At 70.0% G+C, this 20,551-nt stretch carries 19 protein-coding genes; 18 read left to right on the forward strand and 1 reads right to left on the reverse strand.

The genetic code is table 11. The annotated features are described in order from the left end of the window. Positions 1-16: 16 nt before the first annotated feature. Together EOE66_RS15155 and yoaA are read left to right on the forward strand one after the other, a co-directional pair. Positions 17-220: a YdcH family protein gene (locus EOE66_RS15155; protein WP_128229548.1), complete on the forward strand. Its 204-nt coding sequence runs from the start codon at positions 17-19 to the stop codon at positions 218-220. Continuing rightward, positions 217-2,190: a DNA repair helicase YoaA gene (gene yoaA / locus EOE66_RS15160; RefSeq protein ID WP_245479052.1), complete on the forward strand. Its 1,974-nt coding sequence runs from the start codon at positions 217-219 to the stop codon at positions 2,188-2,190. The genes EOE66_RS15155 and yoaA overlap by 4 nt, the downstream gene beginning before the upstream one ends. Before the next feature lie 42 nt (positions 2,191-2,232). Here yoaA and EOE66_RS15165 read toward each other — a convergent pair whose 3' ends face one another. Next, entirely contained in the window at positions 2,233-3,051 is an 819-nt protein-coding gene (locus EOE66_RS15165; protein WP_375137481.1) for an outer membrane protein assembly factor BamD, read from the reverse strand. Positions 3,052-3,101: 50 nt separating this feature from the next. Between EOE66_RS15165 and EOE66_RS15170 the strand changes: the two genes are divergently transcribed. The 16 genes from EOE66_RS15170 to hflC all read left to right on the forward strand — a co-directional run bounded on the left by EOE66_RS15170 (position 3,102) and on the right by hflC (position 20,513). Further along, positions 3,102-4,124: an RluA family pseudouridine synthase gene (locus tag EOE66_RS15170; protein WP_128229549.1), complete on the forward strand. Its 1,023-nt coding sequence runs from the start codon at positions 3,102-3,104 to the stop codon at positions 4,122-4,124. 223 nt (positions 4,125-4,347) lie between these two features. Further along, positions 4,348-5,115, forward strand: a complete 768-nt coding sequence (scpB, locus tag EOE66_RS15175; RefSeq protein WP_128229550.1) for an SMC-Scp complex subunit ScpB — start codon at positions 4,348-4,350, stop codon at positions 5,113-5,115. Next, the gene (locus EOE66_RS15180) at positions 5,112-7,349 is read left to right on the forward strand and encodes a pseudouridine synthase (RefSeq protein WP_128229551.1); all 2,238 of its coding nucleotides are present in this window, start codon (positions 5,112-5,114) and stop codon (positions 7,347-7,349) included. Before scpB ends, EOE66_RS15180 begins: the two co-directional genes overlap by 4 nt. Before the next feature lie 108 nt (positions 7,350-7,457). After that, on the forward strand, positions 7,458-7,883 hold the full coding sequence (ndk, locus tag EOE66_RS15185) for a nucleoside-diphosphate kinase (RefSeq protein ID WP_128229552.1): 426 nt from the start codon (positions 7,458-7,460) through the stop codon (positions 7,881-7,883). Between the two features lie 7 nt (positions 7,884-7,890). Next, on the forward strand, positions 7,891-9,015 hold the full coding sequence (gene rlmN / locus EOE66_RS15190) for a dual-specificity RNA methyltransferase RlmN (protein ID WP_128229553.1): 1,125 nt from the start codon (positions 7,891-7,893) through the stop codon (positions 9,013-9,015). Next, entirely contained in the window at positions 9,012-9,827 is an 816-nt protein-coding gene (gene pilW / locus EOE66_RS15195; protein ID WP_164885121.1) for a type IV pilus biogenesis/stability protein PilW, read from the forward strand. The genes rlmN and pilW overlap by 4 nt, the downstream gene beginning before the upstream one ends. Beyond that, entirely contained in the window at positions 9,820-10,764 is a 945-nt protein-coding gene (locus tag EOE66_RS15200) for a helix-turn-helix domain-containing protein (RefSeq protein ID WP_128229554.1), read from the forward strand. The genes pilW and EOE66_RS15200 overlap by 8 nt, the downstream gene beginning before the upstream one ends. Positions 10,765-10,812: 48 nt before the next feature. Beyond that, positions 10,813-12,090: a flavodoxin-dependent (E)-4-hydroxy-3-methylbut-2-enyl-diphosphate synthase gene (gene ispG / locus EOE66_RS15205; protein WP_128229555.1), complete on the forward strand. Its 1,278-nt coding sequence runs from the start codon at positions 10,813-10,815 to the stop codon at positions 12,088-12,090. Between the two features lie 66 nt (positions 12,091-12,156). Then, complete coding sequence (gene hisS / locus EOE66_RS15210; RefSeq protein WP_128229556.1) at positions 12,157-13,440, forward strand: histidine--tRNA ligase; 1,284 nt, start codon at positions 12,157-12,159, stop codon at positions 13,438-13,440. 43 nt (positions 13,441-13,483) lie between these two features. Continuing rightward, positions 13,484-14,173 (forward strand): YfgM family protein, encoded by a 690-nt coding sequence (locus EOE66_RS15215; protein ID WP_128229557.1) that lies wholly within the window; start codon positions 13,484-13,486, stop codon positions 14,171-14,173. Positions 14,174-14,181: 8 nt separating this feature from the next. Beyond that, a complete protein-coding gene (bamB, locus tag EOE66_RS15220; RefSeq protein WP_128229558.1) occupies positions 14,182-15,297 on the forward strand; it encodes an outer membrane protein assembly factor BamB in 1,116 nt (371 codons plus the stop codon). Between the two features lie 10 nt (positions 15,298-15,307). Next, positions 15,308-16,651 carry a ribosome biogenesis GTPase Der gene (der, locus tag EOE66_RS15225; protein ID WP_128229559.1) on the forward strand — a complete coding sequence of 448 codons (1,344 nt, stop codon included), beginning with the start codon at positions 15,308-15,310 and terminating at the stop codon, positions 16,649-16,651. A 104-nt stretch (positions 16,652-16,755) separates the two neighbouring features. Next, on the forward strand, positions 16,756-16,998 hold the full coding sequence (hfq, locus tag EOE66_RS15230; RefSeq protein ID WP_054138840.1) for an RNA chaperone Hfq: 243 nt from the start codon (positions 16,756-16,758) through the stop codon (positions 16,996-16,998). 26 nt (positions 16,999-17,024) lie between these two features. Beyond that, positions 17,025-18,260, forward strand: coding sequence for a GTPase HflX (gene hflX / locus EOE66_RS15235; RefSeq protein WP_245479053.1), 1,236 nt, complete (start codon positions 17,025-17,027; stop codon positions 18,258-18,260). 22 nt (positions 18,261-18,282) lie between these two features. Continuing rightward, on the forward strand, positions 18,283-19,611 hold the full coding sequence (hflK, locus tag EOE66_RS15240; protein WP_128229560.1) for an FtsH protease activity modulator HflK: 1,329 nt from the start codon (positions 18,283-18,285) through the stop codon (positions 19,609-19,611). 14 nt (positions 19,612-19,625) lie between these two features. After that, complete coding sequence (gene hflC / locus EOE66_RS15245) at positions 19,626-20,513, forward strand: protease modulator HflC (protein WP_128229561.1); 888 nt, start codon at positions 19,626-19,628, stop codon at positions 20,511-20,513. The last annotated feature ends 38 nt before the right edge of the window (positions 20,514-20,551 follow it).

Consider the following 20,551-nt stretch of genomic DNA (forward strand, 5'->3'; position numbering starts at 1 on the left):
CCCGCGCCCTGCAGCCATGGACGAGAACCTGCACTCCCCGCAGCGCCGCCTCATCGAGCTGCGCATGGAACACGCCGACCTGGACGACCTCATCGACCGCAACGTGCTCGACAAACCCGGCGACGACCTGGCGCTGCGCCGCCTGAAGAAGCGACGCCTGCTGCTGCGAGACCAGATCGCGCGGCTGGAACTTCAGCTCAGTCCGCCCGAGCCCGCGTGAACGAGCCCCAAGACGGCCTGGCCGAGGCCGTGGCGCGGGCCTTCTCGGCCGACGGGCCGCTGGCCCAGGCCGATCCAGGATTCATCCCCCGCCCCCAGCAAGACGAACTGGCCGCGCACATCGCGCTGGCCTTGCAGCACCGCGGCACTTTGGTGGCCGAGGCCGGCACGGGCGTCGGCAAGACCTTCGCCTACCTGGTGCCGTTGCTGCTGTCGGGCCGGCGCGCGCTGGTGAGCACCGCCACCAAGAGCCTGCAGGACCAGCTCTTCCTGCGCGACCTGCCGCGCCTGGCCGACGCCCTGAAGACGCCGCTGCGCCTGGCCTTGTTGAAGGGCCGTGCCAGCTACCTGTGCCGCTGGCGGCTGCAGCAGGCACAGACCAGCGGCCAGTTGCCCGACCGCTTCGCGCTGCGAGCCCTGAACCGCGTGGCCAGCTGGGCGCAGGCCACGCGCAGTGGCGACCTGGCCGAGATCGAAGGCCTGGATGAGCGCTCGCCCGTCATTCCGCTGGTGACGAGCACGCGCGACAACTGCCTCGGCACCGAGTGCCCCGAGCACCGCGCCTGCCACGTGATGCAGGCGCGCCGCGAGGCCATGGCGGCCGATCTGGTGGTGGTGAACCACCATCTCTTCTTTGCCGATCTCGCGCTGCGCGACAGCGGTGTGGCCGAACTGCTGCCCACGGTGGATGCCGCGGTGTTCGACGAGGCCCACCAGCTGGTGGAAGCCGGCGTGCAGTTCCTCGGCACCACGCTGAGCACCGGCGTGGCGCTCGAACTCGCGCGCGACCTGCTGGCTGCAGGCTTGCAGCACGCACGCGGGCTGCAAGCCTGGGCCGAACTGCAGGCCGGGCTGGAGCGCTGCACGCGTGAGCTGCGCCTGGTGGCCAGCGGCACGCTGCGCGAGGTGCGCGGCACGCTGAAGCTGCGCTGGGAAGAGAGGGCCGACGAACTGCTGGCGCCGCTGCAGGCCCTGGCCGAGGCGGCCCGCGCCGCGGGGGATGCCGCGGCCGCCGTGGCCGAGACCAGCCCCGAGTTCCCGAAGCTCGAGCAGCGCGCGCGCACGCTGGCGCTGCTGGCGGGCCGCTTCGCGCAGGAAGCCGAGCCCGGGCAGGTGCGCTGGATCGACCTGACACCGCAGCAGGCCCGGCTGGTGGAGTCGCCGCTGGACATCCGCGACATGCTGACGCAGCAGCGCGCCGCGTCGCCCAAGGCCTGGGTCTTCACCTCGGCCACGCTGGGCGACGACGACGACCTCAGCTGGTTCACTGCCACCACGGGCCTGGAAGACGCCGTGCGGCTGCGCGTGGGCAGCCCTTTCGACTACGCCGCCCATGCGCGTTTGTGGGTGCCCTCGAAGATGCCCCTGCCCAACGCCCCGGGCCACCCGGCGGCCGTGGGCGCGCTGGCGGCGCGCTGCGCAGCGGCCCTGGGCGGCCGCACCTTCGTGCTCACCACCACCTTGCGGGTGTTGCCGCAGGTGGCGCAGGCGCTGCAGGCCGAGGCCGCCGCGCTGGGGCAAGAGCTCACGGTGCTGGTGCAGGGCAGCGAGCCGCGCCGCGCGCTCTTGCAGCGCTACGGTGACGGCCGCGGCTGCGTGCTGGTGGGGTCGGCGAGCTTCTGGGAAGGCATCGACATGCCCGGCGATGCCTTGCAGTGCGTGCTGATCGACAAGCTGCCTTTCCCGCCGCCGGGCGACCCGCTGGTGGAGGCGCGCGTCAAGCAGTTGCGCGAGGCCGGCAAGAACCCCTTCGAGGCCTACTTCGTGGCCGAGGCTGCGGTCTCGTTGAAGCAGGGGGCCGGCCGCCTCATCCGCACCGAAAGCGACCGCGGCCTGCTCGTGCTGTGCGACCCGCGCATGCGCCAGATGGGCTACGGCCGCCGGCTGATTGCAGCCTTGCCGCCCATGGGGCTGCTGACAGAAGAAAGCCAGGCGCTGGCCTGGCTTCAGGAATTGGCCTGGGCGCACTGAGCGCCGCGGGCGTTGGAGCCCGGCGGCTTCAGTGCCGCGCCATCACCAGAAGCGCCACCAGGGGCGAGCGCTGAGCGCCTTGCCCTGGTTGAGGAAGGCGCTGTCGGGGAAGTTCTTGCGCAGAACGCGCTCGGCGTCGTCGCGCAGGCCCGTGAGTTCCAGCTTGTCGTAGCTCTGCATCATCAGGAACAGCGCTTCTTCGGCCGCCGGTGAACGCTGGAACTCCGACACCGCCTGCTGCGCACGCGCCGCTGCAGCCACATAGGCACCGCGACGGAAGTAGTAGCGCGCCACATGCACTTCGTAGCTGGCCAGCGCGTTGATGATGAAGTTCATGCGCGCTTTGGCGTCACCGGCGTAGCGCGACTGCGGAAACTGGTCGACCAGTTGCTTGAACGACTGGAAGGACTCGCGGGCTGCGCTCTGGTCGCGTTCCGACAGGTCCTGGTTCGCGATCTTGCCCAGCAGGCCGAGGTTCTCGTTGAAGTTGATCACGCCGCGAAGGTACAGCGCGTAATCGAGGGCGGGGCTCGAGGGGTTGAGCTTGATGAAGCGGTTCACCGCAGCCAGGCCTTCGGTGCGTTCGCCGTTGCGCCAGTGCATGTAGGCGGTGTCGAGCTGCGCCTGCTGGCCCAGCAGGGAGCCGGCGGCCAGGCTCTCCACGCGCTCGAGTGTCTTGATGGCGCGCTCGTAGCTGCCCGCAGCCATGTCTTCGCGGGCCTCTTTGTACAATCGTTCCGCGGTGGTGTCGGGCGATTCCTCAACAGGCGTTGAGCCGCATCCGGCCAGTTGCACGGCCACCGCCACCAAGCCCAGCAGCGCAAGGCGCGAGAACTTGGGCCACATCACAGAAAGGCTCATCGAGAAAGGTGCCGGTCGTGCAAGAAGGCGCTGATTATAGGGAGCCGCCCATGCCGCCTCGAGCCGGCTCCGCTGCACCGGCAAGCCTCACGAAGCTGGCTCCCGCCAGCACTGCCGAGCAGTTCCCCGAAGACGCCTCCGAAGACGCCGGAGCGGGCGTCGACAGTCCCGCCGAGGTCCGCACCGGCACCGTGTCCACCGCTCAGCATGGCGAACGGCTCGACAAGGTCCTGGTTGCACTGGCTCCCGAGTTCTCGCGCAGCCACTTGCAGCACCTGCTGGAACTCGGCCATGTGCAGGTCGACGCCGCTGCGGGCGGTGCCGCCTCGCGCCGCATGCGCGCCGGCCAGGCGGTGCAGATCGAACTGGTGCCCACCGACGAAAGCCGAGCCTACCGACCTCAGGCCTTGCCGTTGGTTGTGCTGTACGAAGACGACGACTTGCTGGTCATCGACAAGCCCGCGGGGCTGGTGGTGCACCCGGCACCGGGCAACTGGTCGGGTACCCTGCTCAACGGCCTGCTGGCGCGCCACCCGGGGGCTGCGGCCTTGCCGCGCGCAGGCATCGTGCACCGGCTCGACAAGGACACCTCGGGCGTGATGATGGTGGGCAAGACGTTGCCGGCCGTGACGGCGCTCGTGCGCGACATCGCAGCCCGCCATGTGCACCGCAGCTACCTGGCGCTGGCGCACGGCCTGCCCACGGCCGAGGCCTTCACGGTGGAGGCGCCCATCGGACGCGATCCGTCCGTGCGGGTGCGCATGGCCGTGGTGGGCGGTGGCAAGCCGGCACGCACCGACGTGGCCGTGCTGGCCAACGGCGAGGGCGTGTGCGCGCTGCGCTGCACTTTGCACACTGGGCGCACGCACCAGATCCGCGTGCACCTGGCGCACCGCGGTCACCCGCTGGTGGCCGATGCCCTGTACGGCGGCAAGCCGGCGCTCGGCATGGCCCGCCAGGCGCTGCACGCCACGCATCTCGAACTGGCGCACCCGGTCTCGCGCGCGCCGCTGGCTTTCGATTGCCCGCCGCCGGCCGATTTCGCGCAGGCCTGGCAGAGGGTGTGCGGCTGAAGGCGGCCCGTCGCGAGATCGGGGCTACAATCAAGCGGCTTTCGCAGCGCCGCCGCACGCCAAACGCGTTCCGCGCCTGTTCGACTCGCTGCACCCGCCCGCTGCCGGCACCTCGCCGCACCGGGCCCAATCCGCGCCCCGGCCGCTGCCGGCCTCGCGGCCCCCGACCCTTCGGATGAACTCAAGACCACGGCCCGGGCCGTGGCCGCACCCAGCGCAGGCCATGAACACAGCTGAGGCCAAACGTGTCCTCGAAACGGCGTTGATCTGCGCCAGCGCACCTTTGCCGCTGGCCGAGATGAAGGCCTTGTTCAACCACGAGATCGGCGCCGACACCTTGCGCCGCCTGCTCGACGAACTCGTCAACGACTGGCAGGACCGCGGCGTCGAACTCGTGGCGTTGGCCAGCGGCTGGCGTTTCCAGAGCCGGCCCGAACTGCGGGTGTACCTCGACCGCCTGCACCCCGAGAAGCCGCCGAAGTACTCGCGCGCCGCGATGGAGACACTGGCCATCGTGGCCTACCGCCAGCCCGTGACGCGCGGCGACATCGAGGACATCCGCGGTGTCACCGTCAGCAGCCAGATCGTCAAGCAGCTCGAGGACCGCGGCTGGATCGACGCCATCGGCTATCGCGAGGCCCCAGGCCGGCCGGCCCTGTACGCCACCACGCGCCAGTTCCTGGACGATCTCGGCCTGGCCAGCCTGGACCAGCTGCCGCCGATCGATGGCGCCGAATCGGCCGCACGTTCCTTCGAGGCCCTGGCCCAGGCGCCCGAGTTGCCCGACCTGCTGGAAGGCGCCCAGGCGAGCCTGCCACTGGAGGCCCTGCAGGAGGCTGCAGCCCCGGCGGGCACGTCTGAGGCCCCTGAAGGCGCGCTTTCCGCCGAAGTGCCACCCGCACCACCCCCACAAGACCCGTTGCCGACCGTCGGCACCGACCCCGCGGCCGTTGAAGCCGCACCTTCCACCGTCAACGACAAGCCCGCATGAACCCTTCCGACAACGAGCTGCCCCCGGACACTGGCGCTGGCGCCGGGCCCGAGGCCCCGGCCGACAAGCCCAAGCGCAAGCGCACACCGCGCAAGGTGGCCGAGGCCGCCGATGCCGTCGCGCCCGAGGCTGCAGGCGAGGCCGCACCGCCGCTCGAAGCTGCTGCCGGCGCGCTGCCAGCAAAGCCGCGGCGCAAGCGCAGCGTGGCCGCCGCAGGCCCGGCGGAAGGGGCCGTGGACGCGGTGCAGAGCGCGCCGCCTGTGCCTGCCGAGATGGTGAGCGCGGCTGCGGCGCCGGCAGCCGAAGCCACAGCGGCGGGCCCGGACGAGGGTGGGGCCGGTGGCCCGCCTGCCGAAGCTGGCGCGGACGATGGCCGCCCCGGTGGCCGCCGCGGCCGCAACCGCCGCAGGGGCCGCCGGGGCGGTGCCCGCGACGGTGCCGAGGCCGGCGAGGGCGCTGCCCCGTTGGTGCAGGCCCTGCAGCCCGTGACCGAGGCCTTGTTCGCGCAGGTGCTTTCGGGCGAGTTCGACACCGAACCCGCAGCCGATGGCGATGCCGCCGCTGCACCCGAAACTGCCGCTGCGCCTGTGGCCGAAGCGGCGGCCGACGAGGGCACGGCGCCTGTCGAGCCCCAGGGCGACGGCGAACAGCCGCCCGAAGCCGCCGATGCGGCGGGCGGTGGCGAAGACGGCCAGCCGCGCCGCGTGCTGGCGCCCGAAGCCGACGCGCCCAAGCTGCACAAGGTGCTGGCGCAGGCCGGCGTCGGTTCGCGCCGCGACCTGGAGCAGATGATTGCCGACGGCCGCTTCACCGTGAACGGCGAACGCGCGCACATCGGTCAGCGCGTGAGCTTCGGCGACCGCATCGCTCTCGATGGCAAGCCTGTGCGTTACCGCATCGCGCCGCCGCCGGCGCGCGTGCTGGCGTATCACAAGCCGGCCGGCGAGGTGGTCACGCACGACGACCCGCAGCAGCGCCCCACCGTCTTCCGCCGCCTGCCGCGCCTGCCGCAAGGCAAGTGGCAGAGCGTGGGCCGGCTCGACATCAACACCGAAGGCCTGCTGCTGTTCACCACCTCCGGTGAACTGGCCAACCAGCTGATGCACCCGCGTTTCGGCGTGGAGCGCGAGTACGCCGTGCGCTCGCTGGGCGTGCTGGGCGCAGAAGCCAAGGCCAAGCTGCTGGAAGGTGTGGACATCGACGGCCAGCGCTGTGCCTTCAAGAGCATCGACGACGGTGGCGGCGAAGGCGTGAACCACTGGTACCGCTGCGTCATCACCGAAGGCCGCAACCGCGAGGTGCGCCGCCTGTTCGAGGCCGTGGGCCATGCCGTCAGCCGGCTGATCCGCATCCGCTACGGCAGCGTGGTGCTGCCGCGCGGTCTGAAGCGCGGGGTCTGGGTCGAACTCGACGAAGGCGACCTGCGCAACCTGCGCCGCCTGGCCGGCGTGGCGCGACCTGAACGTACCGACCGCCCCGAGGGCGACGACACGCGGCCGCCCCGCGATGCTGCTGACGGCGAGGGCGGCCGCCGCGACCGCAACCGCCGCGGCGGCAAGGGCCGTGCCGAGCCGCGTGAGGCCCGCCCGCCGATGGGCGACCGGGGCCCGCGCCCCGAGCAGCCGCCGCGTCCGCCGCGCGAGGCCCGGCCGCCGCGCGAGCCGCGTGAACCGCGCCCGCCGCGCGGCGAAGGCGACATCGGTTTCATTCCCAACCCCTTGCAGCAGACCTTCGACAAGCGCGCCATCCAGCAAGAGCGCGCGAAGAAGCGCGAGATCCCGGAAGACGGCCCGATCCCGAACCCGCTGCAGCAGACCTACGACAAGCGTGCGCTGATGCGCGACCGCCAGCCGCAACGCGACATCCCGGAAGACGGCCCGATCCCGAACCCCTTGCAGCAGACCTACGACCGGCGTTTCGCCGGCGGGGGTGGAGGCGGTGGTTTCGGCCCCGGTGGCAGTGCGGCCGGGGGCCAGGGCAAGCGCGGTGGGCGCAACGGCCGTGCCGGCGGCCCCAAGAAGGGCGGCGGTGATCCGAACCGCGTGCCCGATCCGCTGCAGACGGCCGTGGGCTACATCGGCGCCGATGCCTTCCTGCGCAAGGGCAAGGGCGGCGGCGGTGGCGGCCGCGGCGGCCCGCGCCGCCCGAACACCGGCGGTGGCGGCGGCGGTGGTGGGGGCAAGCCCGGCGGCCCGAAGGGCGGCGCCAGGGGTGGACGCAAGGGCGGGCGCTGAACCCGTCCCACATTGGATGGCGTGCCGCGCTCAGGGAGCTGAACACCCCGGGCGCCGCGCTACAATCAAAAGCTTTGCCAAGTCGTTGATTCAGGAGAACTTTTCATCATGGCCATTGAACGCACCCTTTCCATCATCAAGCCCGACGCCGTGGCCAAGAACGTCATCGGCCAGATCTACGCCCGTTTCGAAGGTGCCGGCCTGAAGGTCGTCGCCGCGAAGATGGTGCACCTCTCGCGTGGCGAGGCCGAGGCCTTCTACGCCGTGCACAAGGCACGCCCCTTCTTCAACGACCTGGTCAGCTTCATGATCAGCGGCCCGGTGATGATCCAGGCGCTGGAAGGTGAAGGCGCCATCGCCAAGAACCGCGAGCTGATGGGCGCCACCGACCCGAAGAAGGCCGAGAAGGGCACCATCCGCGCCGACTTCGCCGACAGCATCGACGCCAACGCCGTGCACGGCAGCGACGCGCCCGAGACCGCTGCGGTCGAGATCGCGTTCTTCTTCCCCGGCATGAACGTCTACAGCCGGTAAAACCGCGATGGCCGTCAACCTGCTCGACTTCGATCTCGAGGGGCTGGCGGCCTTCTGCGAAGGACTGGGCGAAAAGCGCTTCCGCGCCGTCCAGCTCTACCGCTGGGTCCACCAGAAGGGCCAGGCCGACTTCGAGCAGATGTCCGACCTGGCCAAGAGCCTGCGAGGCAAGCTCGCCGGTGCCGCCGAAGTGCGCGGCCTGCCGCTGATCAGCGAACACGTCTCCGCAGACGGCACCACCAAGTGGCTGTTCGATGTGGCCGATGGCAACGCGGTCGAGACTGTCTTCATCCCTGAAACCGACCGTGGCACGCTGTGCGTCAGCTCGCAGGCCGGTTGCGCCGTGGGCTGCCGCTTCTGCAGCACGGGGCACCAGGGTTTCAGCCGCAACCTCAGCACCGGTGAAATCATTGCGCAGCTGTGGTTCGCCGAGCACCGCCTGCGCCAGACGCTGGGCCTGAAAGAGGGCGAGCGCGCCATCGACAACGTCGTGATGATGGGCATGGGCGAGCCGCTGCAGAACTACAGCGCGCTCGTGCCGGCGCTGCGCACCATGCTCGACGACCACGCCTACGGCCTGAGCCGCCGCCGCGTGACGGTGTCCACCTCGGGCGTGGTGCCGATGATCGACCGCCTGCGCGACGATTGCCCGGTGGCGCTGGCCGTGTCGTTGCACGCCCCCGACGACACGCTGCGCGATCACCTCGTGCCGCTGAACCGCAAGTACCCGATCGAAGAGCTGCTCGACGCTTGCGTGCGTTACCTCAGCGCCGCGCCGCGCGACTTCATCACCTTCGAGTACTGCATGCTCGATGGCGTCAACGACACGCCCGAGCATGCGCAGGCGCTGGTGAAGCTGCTCAAGACGCGGCTGCCCTGCAAGCTGAACCTGATTCCCTTCAACCCCTTCCCGGCATCGGGTCTGCTGCGTTCGCCGCGCGAGCGCGTGCAGGCCTTCGCACAGGTGCTGCAGGCCGCCGGCATCGTCACCACCGTGCGCAAGACACGCGGTGACGACATCGACGCCGCCTGCGGCCAGCTGGCCGGCGAGGTGCAGGACCGCACGAATGCACGCGACCGCCTGGCGCGCCAGCGCGCCGTGATCCCCATCGTGGCTGGAGGCCCGGCATGAACACGATCTGCACGCGCACCCCGGGGTACCTCCTGGCGCTCTGGCTGGGCCTGGCTGGCTTGATGGGTGGATGCGTCAGCACCACCACCACCACCTCGGGCGCCGAGCCCGCACGCACCCCCAGCGACCCGGCCGACCCCGACAAGCGCGCCCGCGTGCGCCTGGAATTGGCCGCGCTGTACCTGGGCCGGGGCCAGGCTGACACCGCGCTTGAAGAGGTGCAGAAGGCCCTGGCCGCCAAGCCCGACCTGCCCGACGCCTACAACCTGCGTGCCCTGGCGCTGGCCAGCAAGGGCGACAGCCAGCTGGCGGACCAAGCGTTCCAGCGCGCGCTGCAACTCGCCCCGCGCGAGGGCGGCACCATGCACAACTACGGCTGGTTCCTGTGCCAGCAGCAGCGCTGGCCCGAGGCCGAGGCGCAGTTCACCAACGCACTGGCCCAGCCGCAGTACCGCGACGCCACGCGCACGCTGCTGGCCCAGGGCGTTTGCCAGGCGCGTGCCGGCCGCTGGGCCGAGGCCGAGCGCACGCTGTCGCGTTCCTACGAACTCGACCCGGCCAACCCGGTGACGGCCTACAACCTCAGCGACGTGCTGCTGCGCCGCGGCGAGCTGGAGCGCGCGCGCTTCTACATCTCGCGCATCAATGCGCAACCGGAGCTGAGCAGCGCGCAGAGCCTGTGGCTGGCGGCGCGCATCGAGCGGCGTCTGGGCAACCTGCAGGGCGTGCAGGACTTCGGCCGCAAGCTGCAGGAGCGATTCCCGAATTCGCCGGAAGTGCTGCTGTTCGAGAGAGGGCGTTTCGATGACTGAGCCCCAGGCGGGCCCCACGGGAGGCGCCGGCTCGGCCGGTGCGCTGCTGCGCGCCGCGCGCGAACGGCAGGGGCTGCACATCGCCGCGCTGGCAGCGTCGATCAAGGTTTCGCCGCGCAAGCTGGAAGCCCTGGAAGGCGACCGCTACGACGAACTGCCCGACGCGACCTTCACGCGTGCCTTGGCCCAGACGGTGTGCCGATCGCTGAAGATCGATGCCCGCGCCGTGCTCGACCTGATGCCGCCAGCCCCGCTGACCGTGGCCCTCGAACCGGCCCGTGGCGGGCTCAACGCCCCTTTCCGCGACCGGCCGGGGCGCGAGGATCCGGGCCTGGTCGCCGGGGCGGCCCGCAAGCCCATGCTGTGGGCGACCCTGCTGTTCATTTTGGCCGCCTTGGCGGTGATCTTCGTGCCCGGCCATTGGTGGATGGGCCTGCAGGGCGCGCCCGTCGTGGCGCCGGTCGCTGCGCCGGCCTCGGCGCCCCTGGCCCCGGATCTCGCGGCTTCGGCGCCTGTGCTGGCGGCCAGTGGCGCCATGCTGGCGGCTTCGCAGCCCCTCATCGAAACGGTCTTCGCGGCCCAAGGTCCCGAGGCCGCGGCCAGCGAGCCCGCCACGGCGCCTGTCGCCCCGGCTGTCACGGGGCTGGCTGCGCCCAACGCTGCAAGCCCCCCGCCCGTGCCTGCCAACACACCGGCCGTGGCCAGCCTGCTGCAACTGCGCAGCACCGAAGCCAGCTGGGTGGAAGTGCGCGATGGCAACGGGCAGCTGCTGCTCTCGCGCACCGTGCAGCCTGGCGAGACCGTGGGCGTGGACGGCAGCCTGCCGATGCGCCTGGTGATCGGCAATGCCGCCGGCACGCAGCTGGCTTTCCGCGGCCGCCCCTACGACCTGGGGCCGAGCACGCGCGAGAATGTTGCGCGCGTGGAATTGCGCTAGTCCAGCCGGCGCCCGCGAACGCGCCCCCCGAGTGAACGAGACCCTGCCATGAACGCACCCGACGCTGTCGACATCATCGAGGCCGCCTGGCCTGCTCCCCGGCGTTCGCGCCAGGCGCGCGTGGCCTGGGGCGACCACGTCGTCACCATCGGCGGCGACGCGCCGGTGCGCATCCAGAGCATGACGAACACCGACACGGTGGACGCCATCGGCACCGCCATCCAGTGCAAGGAACTGGCGCAGGCCGGCAGCGAGCTGGTGCGCATCACCGTGAACACGCCCGAGGCCGCCGAGGCCGTGCCGCACATCCGCGAGCAGCTCGACCGCATGGGCATCCCGGTGCCGCTGGTGGGTGATTTCCACTTCAACGGCCACCGCCTGCTGACCGAGTTTCCGGCGATGGCGCAGGCGCTCAGCAAGTACCGCATCAACCCCGGCAACGTGGGCAAGGGCGACAAGCGCGACCGCCAGTTCGCGATGATGGTGGAGGCCGCCGCCAAGTACGACAAGGTGGTGCGCATCGGCGTGAACTGGGGCAGCCTCGACCAGGAACTGCTGGCCGAGCTGATGGACCAGAACGCCAAGCGCGCCGTGCCGCTGGATGCGAAGCAGGTGATGTACCAGGCCCTGGTGCAGAGCGCGCTGAGCTCGGCCGACTACGCACGGGAAATCGGCCTGAACCCCGACAACATCATCATCAGCTGCAAGGTCAGCGGCGTGCAGGACCTGATCAGCGTCTACCGTGCGCTGGCCAAGCGCTGCGACTACGCGCTGCACCTCGGCCTCACCGAAGCCGGCATGGGCACCAAGGGCACGGTGGCCAGCGCCACGGCCTTGTCCATCCTGCTGCAGGAAGGCATCGGCGACACCATCCGCGTGAGCCTGACGCCGCAGCCCGGCGAGGCGCGCACGCAGGAGGTGGTGGTGGCTGCCGAGATCCTGCAGAGCCTGGGCCTGCGCAGCTTCAACCCCAGCGTCACCGCCTGCCCGGGCTGCGGCCGCACGACCAGCACCACCTTCCAGGAGCTGGCCAAGCAGATCGACGACTTCCTGCGCGCGCAGATGCCGGTGTGGAAGACCAAGTACCCGGGCGTGGAGACGATGAAGGTGGCCGTGATGGGCTGCATCGTCAACGGCCCGGGCGAGAGCAAGCACGCCGACATCGGCATCAGCCTGCCGGGCACGGGCGAGGCCCCGGCCGCGCCGGTGTACATCGATGGCGAGAAGGCCATGACGCTGCGCGGCGAGGGCATCGTCCACGAGTTCCACCAGATCGTCGAGGACTACATCGCGAAGCGATTCGGAACCGCGACGGCTGCGCATTGACGCTGCCGCCCCTGCGCCCGCCCGCCCCTCGAACCACTCCGGCGCAACACAGCGCCGTCCCTTCTCATGGCTGAAAAACTCACCGCCGTCAAAGGCATGAACGACATCCTGCCCGCCGACTCGGCGCGCTGGGAGTGGTTCGAAGACACCGTGCGACGCGTGATGGCGCGTTACGGCTACCGCGGGCTGCGCACGCCCATCGTCGAGCCCACCGCACTGTTCGTGCGCGGGCTGGGCGAGGTGACCGACATCGTCGAGAAGGAGATGTATTCCTTCGAAGACAGCATGAATGGCGACCGCCTCACGCTGCGCCCCGAGGCCACGGCCGGCATGGTGCGCGCGATCAACGAGCACAACGCGCTCTACAACGGCCCGCTGCGCGTCTGGCAGATGGGCCCGATGTTCCGCCACGAGCGCCCGCAGAAGGGCCGCTACCGGCAGTTCCACCAGCTGGACGTTGAAGCCTTCGGCCACGCCGGGCCGGATGTCGATGCCGAGCTCATCCTGATGGTGCGCGCGCTGTGGCGCGAGCTGGGCCTGAAGGAAGGCAGCGACGTCACGCTGGAGATCAACAGCCTGGGCCAGCCGGAGGAGCGCAAGGCGCACCGTGCCGCGCTCATCGCCTACCTCGAAGCGAACGCCGGGCAGCTGGACGAAGAAGCCAAGCGCCGCCTGCACAGCAACCCGCTGCGCATCCTGGACACCAAGAACCCCGCGATGCAGGCGCTGGTGGACGCCGCGCCGCGCTTGATGGATTTCCTGGGCGAGGCCTCGCTGGCTCACTTCAACGCGCTGCGCGCGGTGCTGGACGCTGCCGGCCTGGCCTACCGCGTGAACCCGCGGCTGGTGCGCGGCATGGATTACTACAACCTCACCGTCTTCGAGTGGGTCACGCCGCACCTGGGCTCGCAGGCCACGGTGTGCGGTGGCGGCCGCTACGACCAGCTGATCGAGCAGCTGGGTGGCAAGCCCGCGCCCGGCGTGGGCTTCGGCCTGGGGATCGAACGCCTGCTGCTGCTGCTGGAAGCGCTGGAGCTGCAGCCGCCGCCGGCCGCGCCCGACGCCTACGCCGTGGTGCCCGATCTCGCCGCCCTGCCGCAGGTGATGCCGCTGCTGGAGACCCTGCGCGCGCAGGGCCTGGCCGTGGTGCTCAACGGCGGCGGGGGCAGCATGAAGAGCCAGTTCAAGAAGGCCGATGCCAGCGGTGCGCGCTGGGCGCTGGTCTTCGGTGCCGACGAGCTCGCGCGCGGTGAAGTCGCTCTCAAGCCGCTGCGCGATGCCGCGGCTGCGCAGAGCAGCCGTTCTCTGGCCGAGGCTGCCGCCTGGGCCGGCGAACTGCGCAACGCATAATCCCGCACTCTTTTTTCCCTTCAGAAACGGGCGCCCCGCACCCATGGCCACACAACTCGACCTGCAAGAGCAGGAGCAACTCGACGCGCTCAAGTCGTTCTGGAAGAAGCAGGGCAACCTGATCACCTGGACCCTCGTGCTGGTGCTGGGCGGTTTCGCCGCCTGGAACGGCTGGAACTTCTGGCAGCGCGACCAGGGCGTGAAGGCCGGCGCGATGTTCGAGGAACTCGACCGCGCAGCGGCCGCCGGTGATGCCGAGAAGACGGCGCGCGTCTTCGCCGACATGCGCCAACGCTTCCCGAAAGCGCCTATCACCCAGCAGGGCGGCCTCACGGCCGCCAAGGTGCAGGTCGACAAGGGCCAGTCCGATGCCGCCAAGGCCAGCCTGACCTGGGTCGCCGAGAACGGCGTCGAAGACGAGATGCGCACCATCGCGCGTCTGCGTCTGGCCGCCGTGCTGGCCGATGCCAAGCAGTTCGACGAAGGCCTGAAGGTGCTGGACGCCGCCACCGCACCCGAGTTCACGGCGCTGGTGGCCGACCGGCGCGGCGACCTCTTCATGGCCCAGGGCAAGAAGGCGGAGGCACGCACCGCCTGGCAGGCTGCCTACGCCGCGATGGACCCCAAGCTCGACTACCGCCGCTTGGTCGAGGCCAAGCTCGGTTCGATCGGTGCGGCCCCTGGCGCCGCACCCGCCGCGGCGGCGTCTGCGGCTTCCGGGGCTTCGAAGTGATGGCGCTGATGCGTTCATCGTGGCAGCGTTGGCTGGGCGCCGCGGGCGTGGTGCTGATGTTGGCCGGCTGCGCCGCTGACAAGCCCAAGCCCACGCCCCTGGAGCCGGTGGCGGCCAAGATCTCGGCGCGCCAGGTCTGGTCGGCCAGCATCGGCAGCATCAACTTTCCGATGGTGCCCACGGTGCAGGGCGGCGTGTTCTTCGTCGCCAGTGGCGGTGAGGTGCGTGCGCTGAAGGCCGAAGACGGTGGCGAACTCTGGCGCGCCAGCGCAGGCGGCGCCATCGCCGCCGGCGTGGGCAGCGACGGCCGCTACACCAGCGTGGTGACGCGCGGCAACGAGGTCGTCACCTTCGACAACGGCCGCGAGGTCTGGCGCAAGCGTGTGCCCTCGGCCGTGGTGACGCCGCCTTTCGTGGGCGGTGAGCGTGTGTTCGTGATGGGTGTCGACCGTGCCGTTCACGCCTTCGACGCGCTGGACGGTCGCCGCCTGTGGGTCTACAGCAAGCCGGGCGACGCGCTGACGCTGGCCCAGGCCAGCGTGGTGACGGCCTTCCGCAACAGCCTGCTCGTGGCCCAGGGGCAGCGCCTCACTGCGCTCGACCCGCTGCGCGGCACGGTGCTCTGGGAGGTGCCGCTGGCCTCGCCGCGCGGCACCAACGAGGTGGAGCGCCTGGCCGATCTCATCGGACCGATGGTGCGCGTGGGCGATCGCGTCTGCGGCCGTGCCTTCCAGTCGGCCGTGGGCTGTGCCGACGCCGCGCGTGGCGCCTTGCTCTGGTCGCGCAACAACGCGGGTGCGCAGGCCGTGGCGAGCAACGCCGAGCTGGTGATCGGCGCCGACGCCAGCGACCGCATCACCGCCTGGCGTGCCAGCACGGGCGACGTGGCCTGGCAGAGCGAGAGATTGCTCTACCGCGGCCTGGGTGGCGCTCTGGCCGTGGGCCCGAGCGTTGTGTTCGGCGACGAGCAGGGCTATCTCCACTTCATGGACGCCGCTACTGGCGAACCGCAACTGCGCCTGCAGCCGGGTAGCAAGGGGGTGCTGGGCGCGCCCGTTCTCTCCGGCACGACCATGCTCGTCATCGCGCGCGACGGCGGGCTCTACGCCTTCCGCCCGAACTGAAGGCCGCCCCTTGAAACCCGTCATCGCGCTCGTCGGGCGGGCCAACGTCGGCAAGTCGACGTTGTTCAACCGCATCACAAAGAGCCGCGACGCCATCGTCGCCGACTACGCCGGCCTCACGCGCGACCGCCACTACGGCGACGCGCGCCTGGGTGCGCAGGAGTTCATCGTCGTCGACACCGGCGGCTTCGAGCCCGACAAGCCCACCGGCGTGGTGGCCGAGATGGCCAAGCAGACACGCCAGGCCGTGGCCGAGGCCGACGTGGTGATCTTCGTGGTCGACGTGCGCGCGGGCCTTTCGGCGCAAGACCACGACATCGCCAAGTTCCTGCGCACGCAGCACAAGCGCGTGCTGCTGGCCGTGAACAAGGCCGAGGGCATGCAGGAATCGCCGCTGCTGGCCGAATTCCACGAGCTCGGGCTGGGCGAACTGCACCCCATCTCGTCGGCGCACGGGCAAGGCATCCGCAGCCTGCTGGAAGCGGCGCTGGAAGGCTTCACGCCTGAAGAAGACGAGTTCGGCTCGGGCCCCGACGACGAACAGCGCCCCATCCGCCTGGCCGTCTGTGGCCGCCCCAACGTCGGCAAGAGCACGCTGATCAACGCCTGGCTGGGCGAAGAGCGGCTGGTCGCCTACGACCAGCCCGGCACCACGCGCGACGCCATCCAGGTGCCTTTCGAGCGGGAAGGGCGGCGCTTCACGCTGATCGACACCGCCGGCCTGCGCCGCAAGGGCAAGGTCTTCGAGGCGATCGAGAAGTTCTCGGTCGTCAAGACGTTGCAGGCCATTGCAGACGCCAACGTCGTGCTGCTGCTCATCGACGCCACCCAGGGCGTGAGCGAGCAGGACGCGCACATCGCCGGCTACATCCTGGAAAGCGGCCGCGCGGTGGTGATCGCCATCAACAAGTGGGACGCCACCGACGACTACCAGCGCCAGACGCTGCAGCGCAGCATCGAGAGCCGGCTGACCTTCATGAAGTATGCGCCGGTGCTGCACATCTCGGCGCTGAAGCGCGCAGGGCTCTCGGCGGTGTGGAAGGCGCTGCTGTCAGCGCATGCCTCGGCCACGCTGAAGATGAGCACCCCGGCGCTCACGCGTCTGGTGCACGAGGCGGCCGAGCACCAGGCGCCGCGCCGCGACGGGCGCTTCCGCCCCAAGATGCGCTACGCGCACCAGGGCGGCATGAACCCGCCGGTGGTCGTGATCCACGGCACTTCGCTCGACCGCGTGCCCGACAGCTACAAGCGCTACCTGGAAAGTCGCCTGCGCGAACACTTCAAGCTCGTGGGGACACCCATCCGCATTGAAATGCGTTCTGCGGCCAATCCTTTCGACGAAAAGGCCTCCTGAGCGGAACCTCGGGCGGCCAGGGGAACCCAATGGCCGTAGCTCGCTACAGGCCGCAGGCCCTGTGATAACGTGAACCCCTCGTCGACTTCAACACGGAGAATATCGTGAGCAACAAAGGCCAACTTCTGCAGGACCCCTTTCTGAACCTGCTGCGCAAAGAGCATGTGCCCGTGTCCATCTACCTGGTCAACGGCATCAAGCTCCAAGGCCACATCGAGTCGTTCGACCAGTACGTGGTGCTGCTTCGCAACACCGTGACGCAGATGGTCTACAAGCACGCGATCTCCACCGTGGTGCCCAGCCGGGCCGTGAATTTCCACGCCAACGAACCGGGCGAGCAGGCCTGAGCGGCCGGCACGACGCAGCCGCCACCTTGAGTTCCGCCGAACCCACCGCCGGCCGCCGCGGCGACGAGCCTACGCGGGCGGTGCTCGTCGGCGTGGACGTCGGCGGGTCAGCGCATTTCGACCCCACCCTCGACGAATTGGCTTTGCTGGCCGAATCGGCCGGTGACATGGCGGTGGCCCGCGTGACGGCCAGGCGCCGAGCGCCCGACCCGGCACTTTTCGTCGGCAGCGGCAAGGCCGACGAGATCAAGGCATTGGTGGCCGCCACAGCAGCCCACGGCGTGATCTTCGACCAGGCCTTGAGCCCGGCGCAGCAGCGCAACCTCGAACGCCACATCGGCGTGCCGGTGGCCGACCGCACGGCGCTCATCCTCGACATCTTTGCCGACCGCGCGCAAAGCCATGAGGGCAAGCTGCAGGTGGAACTGGCGCGCCTGCAGTACATGGCCACGCGCCTGGTCGGCCGCTGGAGCCACCTGGAGCGCCAGCGCGGCGGCATCGGCACGCGCGGCGGCCCGGGTGAAGCGCAGATCGAACTCGACCGCCGCATGATCGGCGACCGCATCAAGAGCGTGAAAGAGCGCCTGGAGAAGGTCAAGCGCCAGCGCGGCACCCAGCGCAAGGCCCGCGAGCGCCGCGGCACGTTCCGTATCTCCTTGGTCGGCTACACCAATGCCGGCAAGAGCACGCTGTTCAACACCCTGACCAAGGCCAAGGCCTACGCCGCCGACCAGCTTTTCGCCACGCTGGACACCACCACGCGTTCACTCTGGCTGGGAGAGGCGCAGGCTTCGGTGTCGCTGTCCGACACCGTGGGCTTCATCCGCGACCTGCCCCACAAGCTGGTGGAAGCCTTCCGCGCCACGCTGCAAGAGGCCGCCGAGGCCGACCTGCTGCTGCATGTCATCGACGCAGCCAGCCCGCTGCTGGCCGAGCAGCAGGCCGAGGTGGAGCGTGTGCTGGAAGAGATCAGCGCCGATGGCGTGCCTCAATTGCTGGTCTACAACAAGTGCGACCTGCTCGAAGATTCGCAGCAGTCGCGCGAGGTGGCCGACTGGATCGAGGCCCACCCCGGTGTACGCCGCCGGCGTGTCTTCGTCAGCGCCCGCACCGGGCAGGGCCTGGAAGCCTTGCGCCAGGCCATCGCAGAGATCGCGCTGGAGCACTTGAACGCTTCGGCGCGCACCCCAATTCCGACCTTGCCCGATGGCTCCCCCGTCATCGCCCCGCTCGCCGGCTCCGCGCCGGCAGCCGCCCACTGAAGACAGCCTGGACCGCACCCGCATGCGTCAAGCCCACCAACCCCCCTTCGCCGAGCGTCTGAGCGACCTCGCCGCCGCCTCGCGTGCGCTGCTGGCAGGCTTGCTGCCGGGCCGCCGTGCAAGCGCCGCTGGCGCCCAGGACGGCCTCAGCTACAACAACCGCAACGACGGACCGCCCGACCTCGACGAACTCTGGCGCGACTTCAATCGCAAGCTCAGCGGCCTGTTCGGCGGCAAGCCCGGTGCCCCGCCGCCCGGGCGTGGCGGCAATGAGGGGCCCGGCGGTGGCAGCCCCTTCCAACCCGACATGAAGAGCGCCGGCATCGGCGTCGGGCTGATCGCCGTGGTGGCGGCGCTGATCTGGCTGGGCAGCGGTTTCTTCATCGTGCAGGAAGGCAACCGCGCCGTCGTCACCACCTTCGGCAAGTACAGCAGCACGCTGGACGCCGGTTTCCAGTGGCGGCTGCCCTTCCCGGTGCAGGCACACGAGATCGTGGCCGTGTCTCAGCTGCAGTCGGTGGACGTGGGCCGCAACAGCGTGGTGCAGGCCACGGGCCTGAAGGATTCGTCGATGCTCACGCAGGACGAGAACATCGTCGACATCCGGTTCACCGTGCAGTACCGCCGTGCCGATGCGCGCGCCTACCTGTTCGAGAACAACCGCCCTGACGAAGCCGTGGTGATGGCCGCCGAATCCGCCGTGCGCGAGATTGTCGGCAAGAGCCGCGTCGACCAGGTGCTTTACGAGCAGCGCGACGCCATCGCGGCCGATCTGGTGAAGTCGATCCAGGCGCAGCTCGACCGCCTGAAGGCCGGCATCGTGGTGGCCAACGTCAACATGCAGAACGTGCAGGTGCCCGAGCAGGTGCAGGCCGCCTTCAACGACGCCTTCAAGGCCGGTGCCGACCGCGACCGCTTCAAGAACGAAGGCCAGGCCTACGCCAGCGACGTCATTCCGAAGGCGCGCGGTACGGCCAGCCGCCTTCTGGAAGAAGCCGAGGGCTACCGCGCCCGCGTGGTGGCGCAGGCCGAAGGTGATGCGCAGCGTTTCCGTTCGGTGCTCACCGAGTACCAGAAGGCGCCCGCCGTCACACGCGACCGCCTGTACCTGGAGACCATGCAGCAGGTCTACAGCAACGTCACGAAGGTGATGGTCGACAGCAAGGCAGGCTCGAACCTGCTCTACCTGCCCCTGGACAAGCTGCTGCAGCAAAGCGGTGCCACCACGCCCGCCGCCGGCCCTGCCACCGCGGTGGCGCCGACGCCGTCGCTCGTCGATCCCACAGGCACCCAGAGTGTCGACATCCGCTCCCGCGACGGCACGCGTTCGCGTGACCGCGAAGGCCGGTGAGAGGAGCCCAGAACATGAACCGCATCGCACTCATCGTCGCCGGCGCCCTCGCGGCCCTCTTCATTGCCAGCAGCACGCTCTTCGTCGTCGACCAGCGCCAGGTGGGCGTGGTCTACGCGCTGGGTGAGATCCGCGAGGTCATCACCGAGCCGGGCCTGAAGTTCAAGCTGCCGCCACCGTTGCAGAACGTGGTGTTCCTCGACAAGCGCGTGCAGACGCTTGACAGCCCCGAGACCCGGCCCATCTTCACCGCCGAGAAGAAGAGCCTGGTCATCGACTGGCTCGTGAAGTGGCGCATCTCTGACCCGCGCCAGTTCATCCGCAACAACGGTGCCGACTTCCGCAACCTCGACAGCCGCCTGGCACCCGTCGTGCAGGCCGCGTTCAACGAAGAGATCACCAAGCGCGACGTGCGCGGTGTGCTGGCCACCGAGCGCGAGAAGGTGATGGGCGACGTGCAGAAGCGCCTGGCCGACGAGGCCAAGTCCTTCGGCATCGAGATCCTGGACGTGCGCATCAAGCGCGTGGACTTCGTTGCCGACATCACCGATTCGGTCTACCGGCGGATGGAGTCCGAGCGCAAGCAGGTGGCCAACGAGCTGCGTTCGCAAGGTGGCGCCGATGGCGAGAAGATCCGCGCCGATGCCGACCGCCAGCGCGAAGTGATCATCGCCGAGGCCTACCGAGACGCGCAGAAGATCAAGGGTGAGGGCGATGCGAAGGCGTCGGCGCTGTATGCCGAGGCCTTCGGCCGCGACCCGCAGTTCGCCCAGTTCTACCGCAGCCTGGAGGCCTACCGGGCCACCTTCCGCAGCAAGAGCGACATGATGGTGCTCGACCCCAGCGGCGACTTCTTCCGCGCCATGCGCAACGGCTCGCCGCCGGCCGGCAACGCACGCTGAACCTGCCCCGGCCGGAGCGTCCCGGCCGGTACAATGCC

Origin of the sequence: Rubrivivax rivuli (genome assembly GCF_004016505.1) — a bacterium.
GTDB classification, from domain to species: Bacteria; Pseudomonadota; Gammaproteobacteria; order Burkholderiales; family Burkholderiaceae_C; genus Rubrivivax; species Rubrivivax rivuli.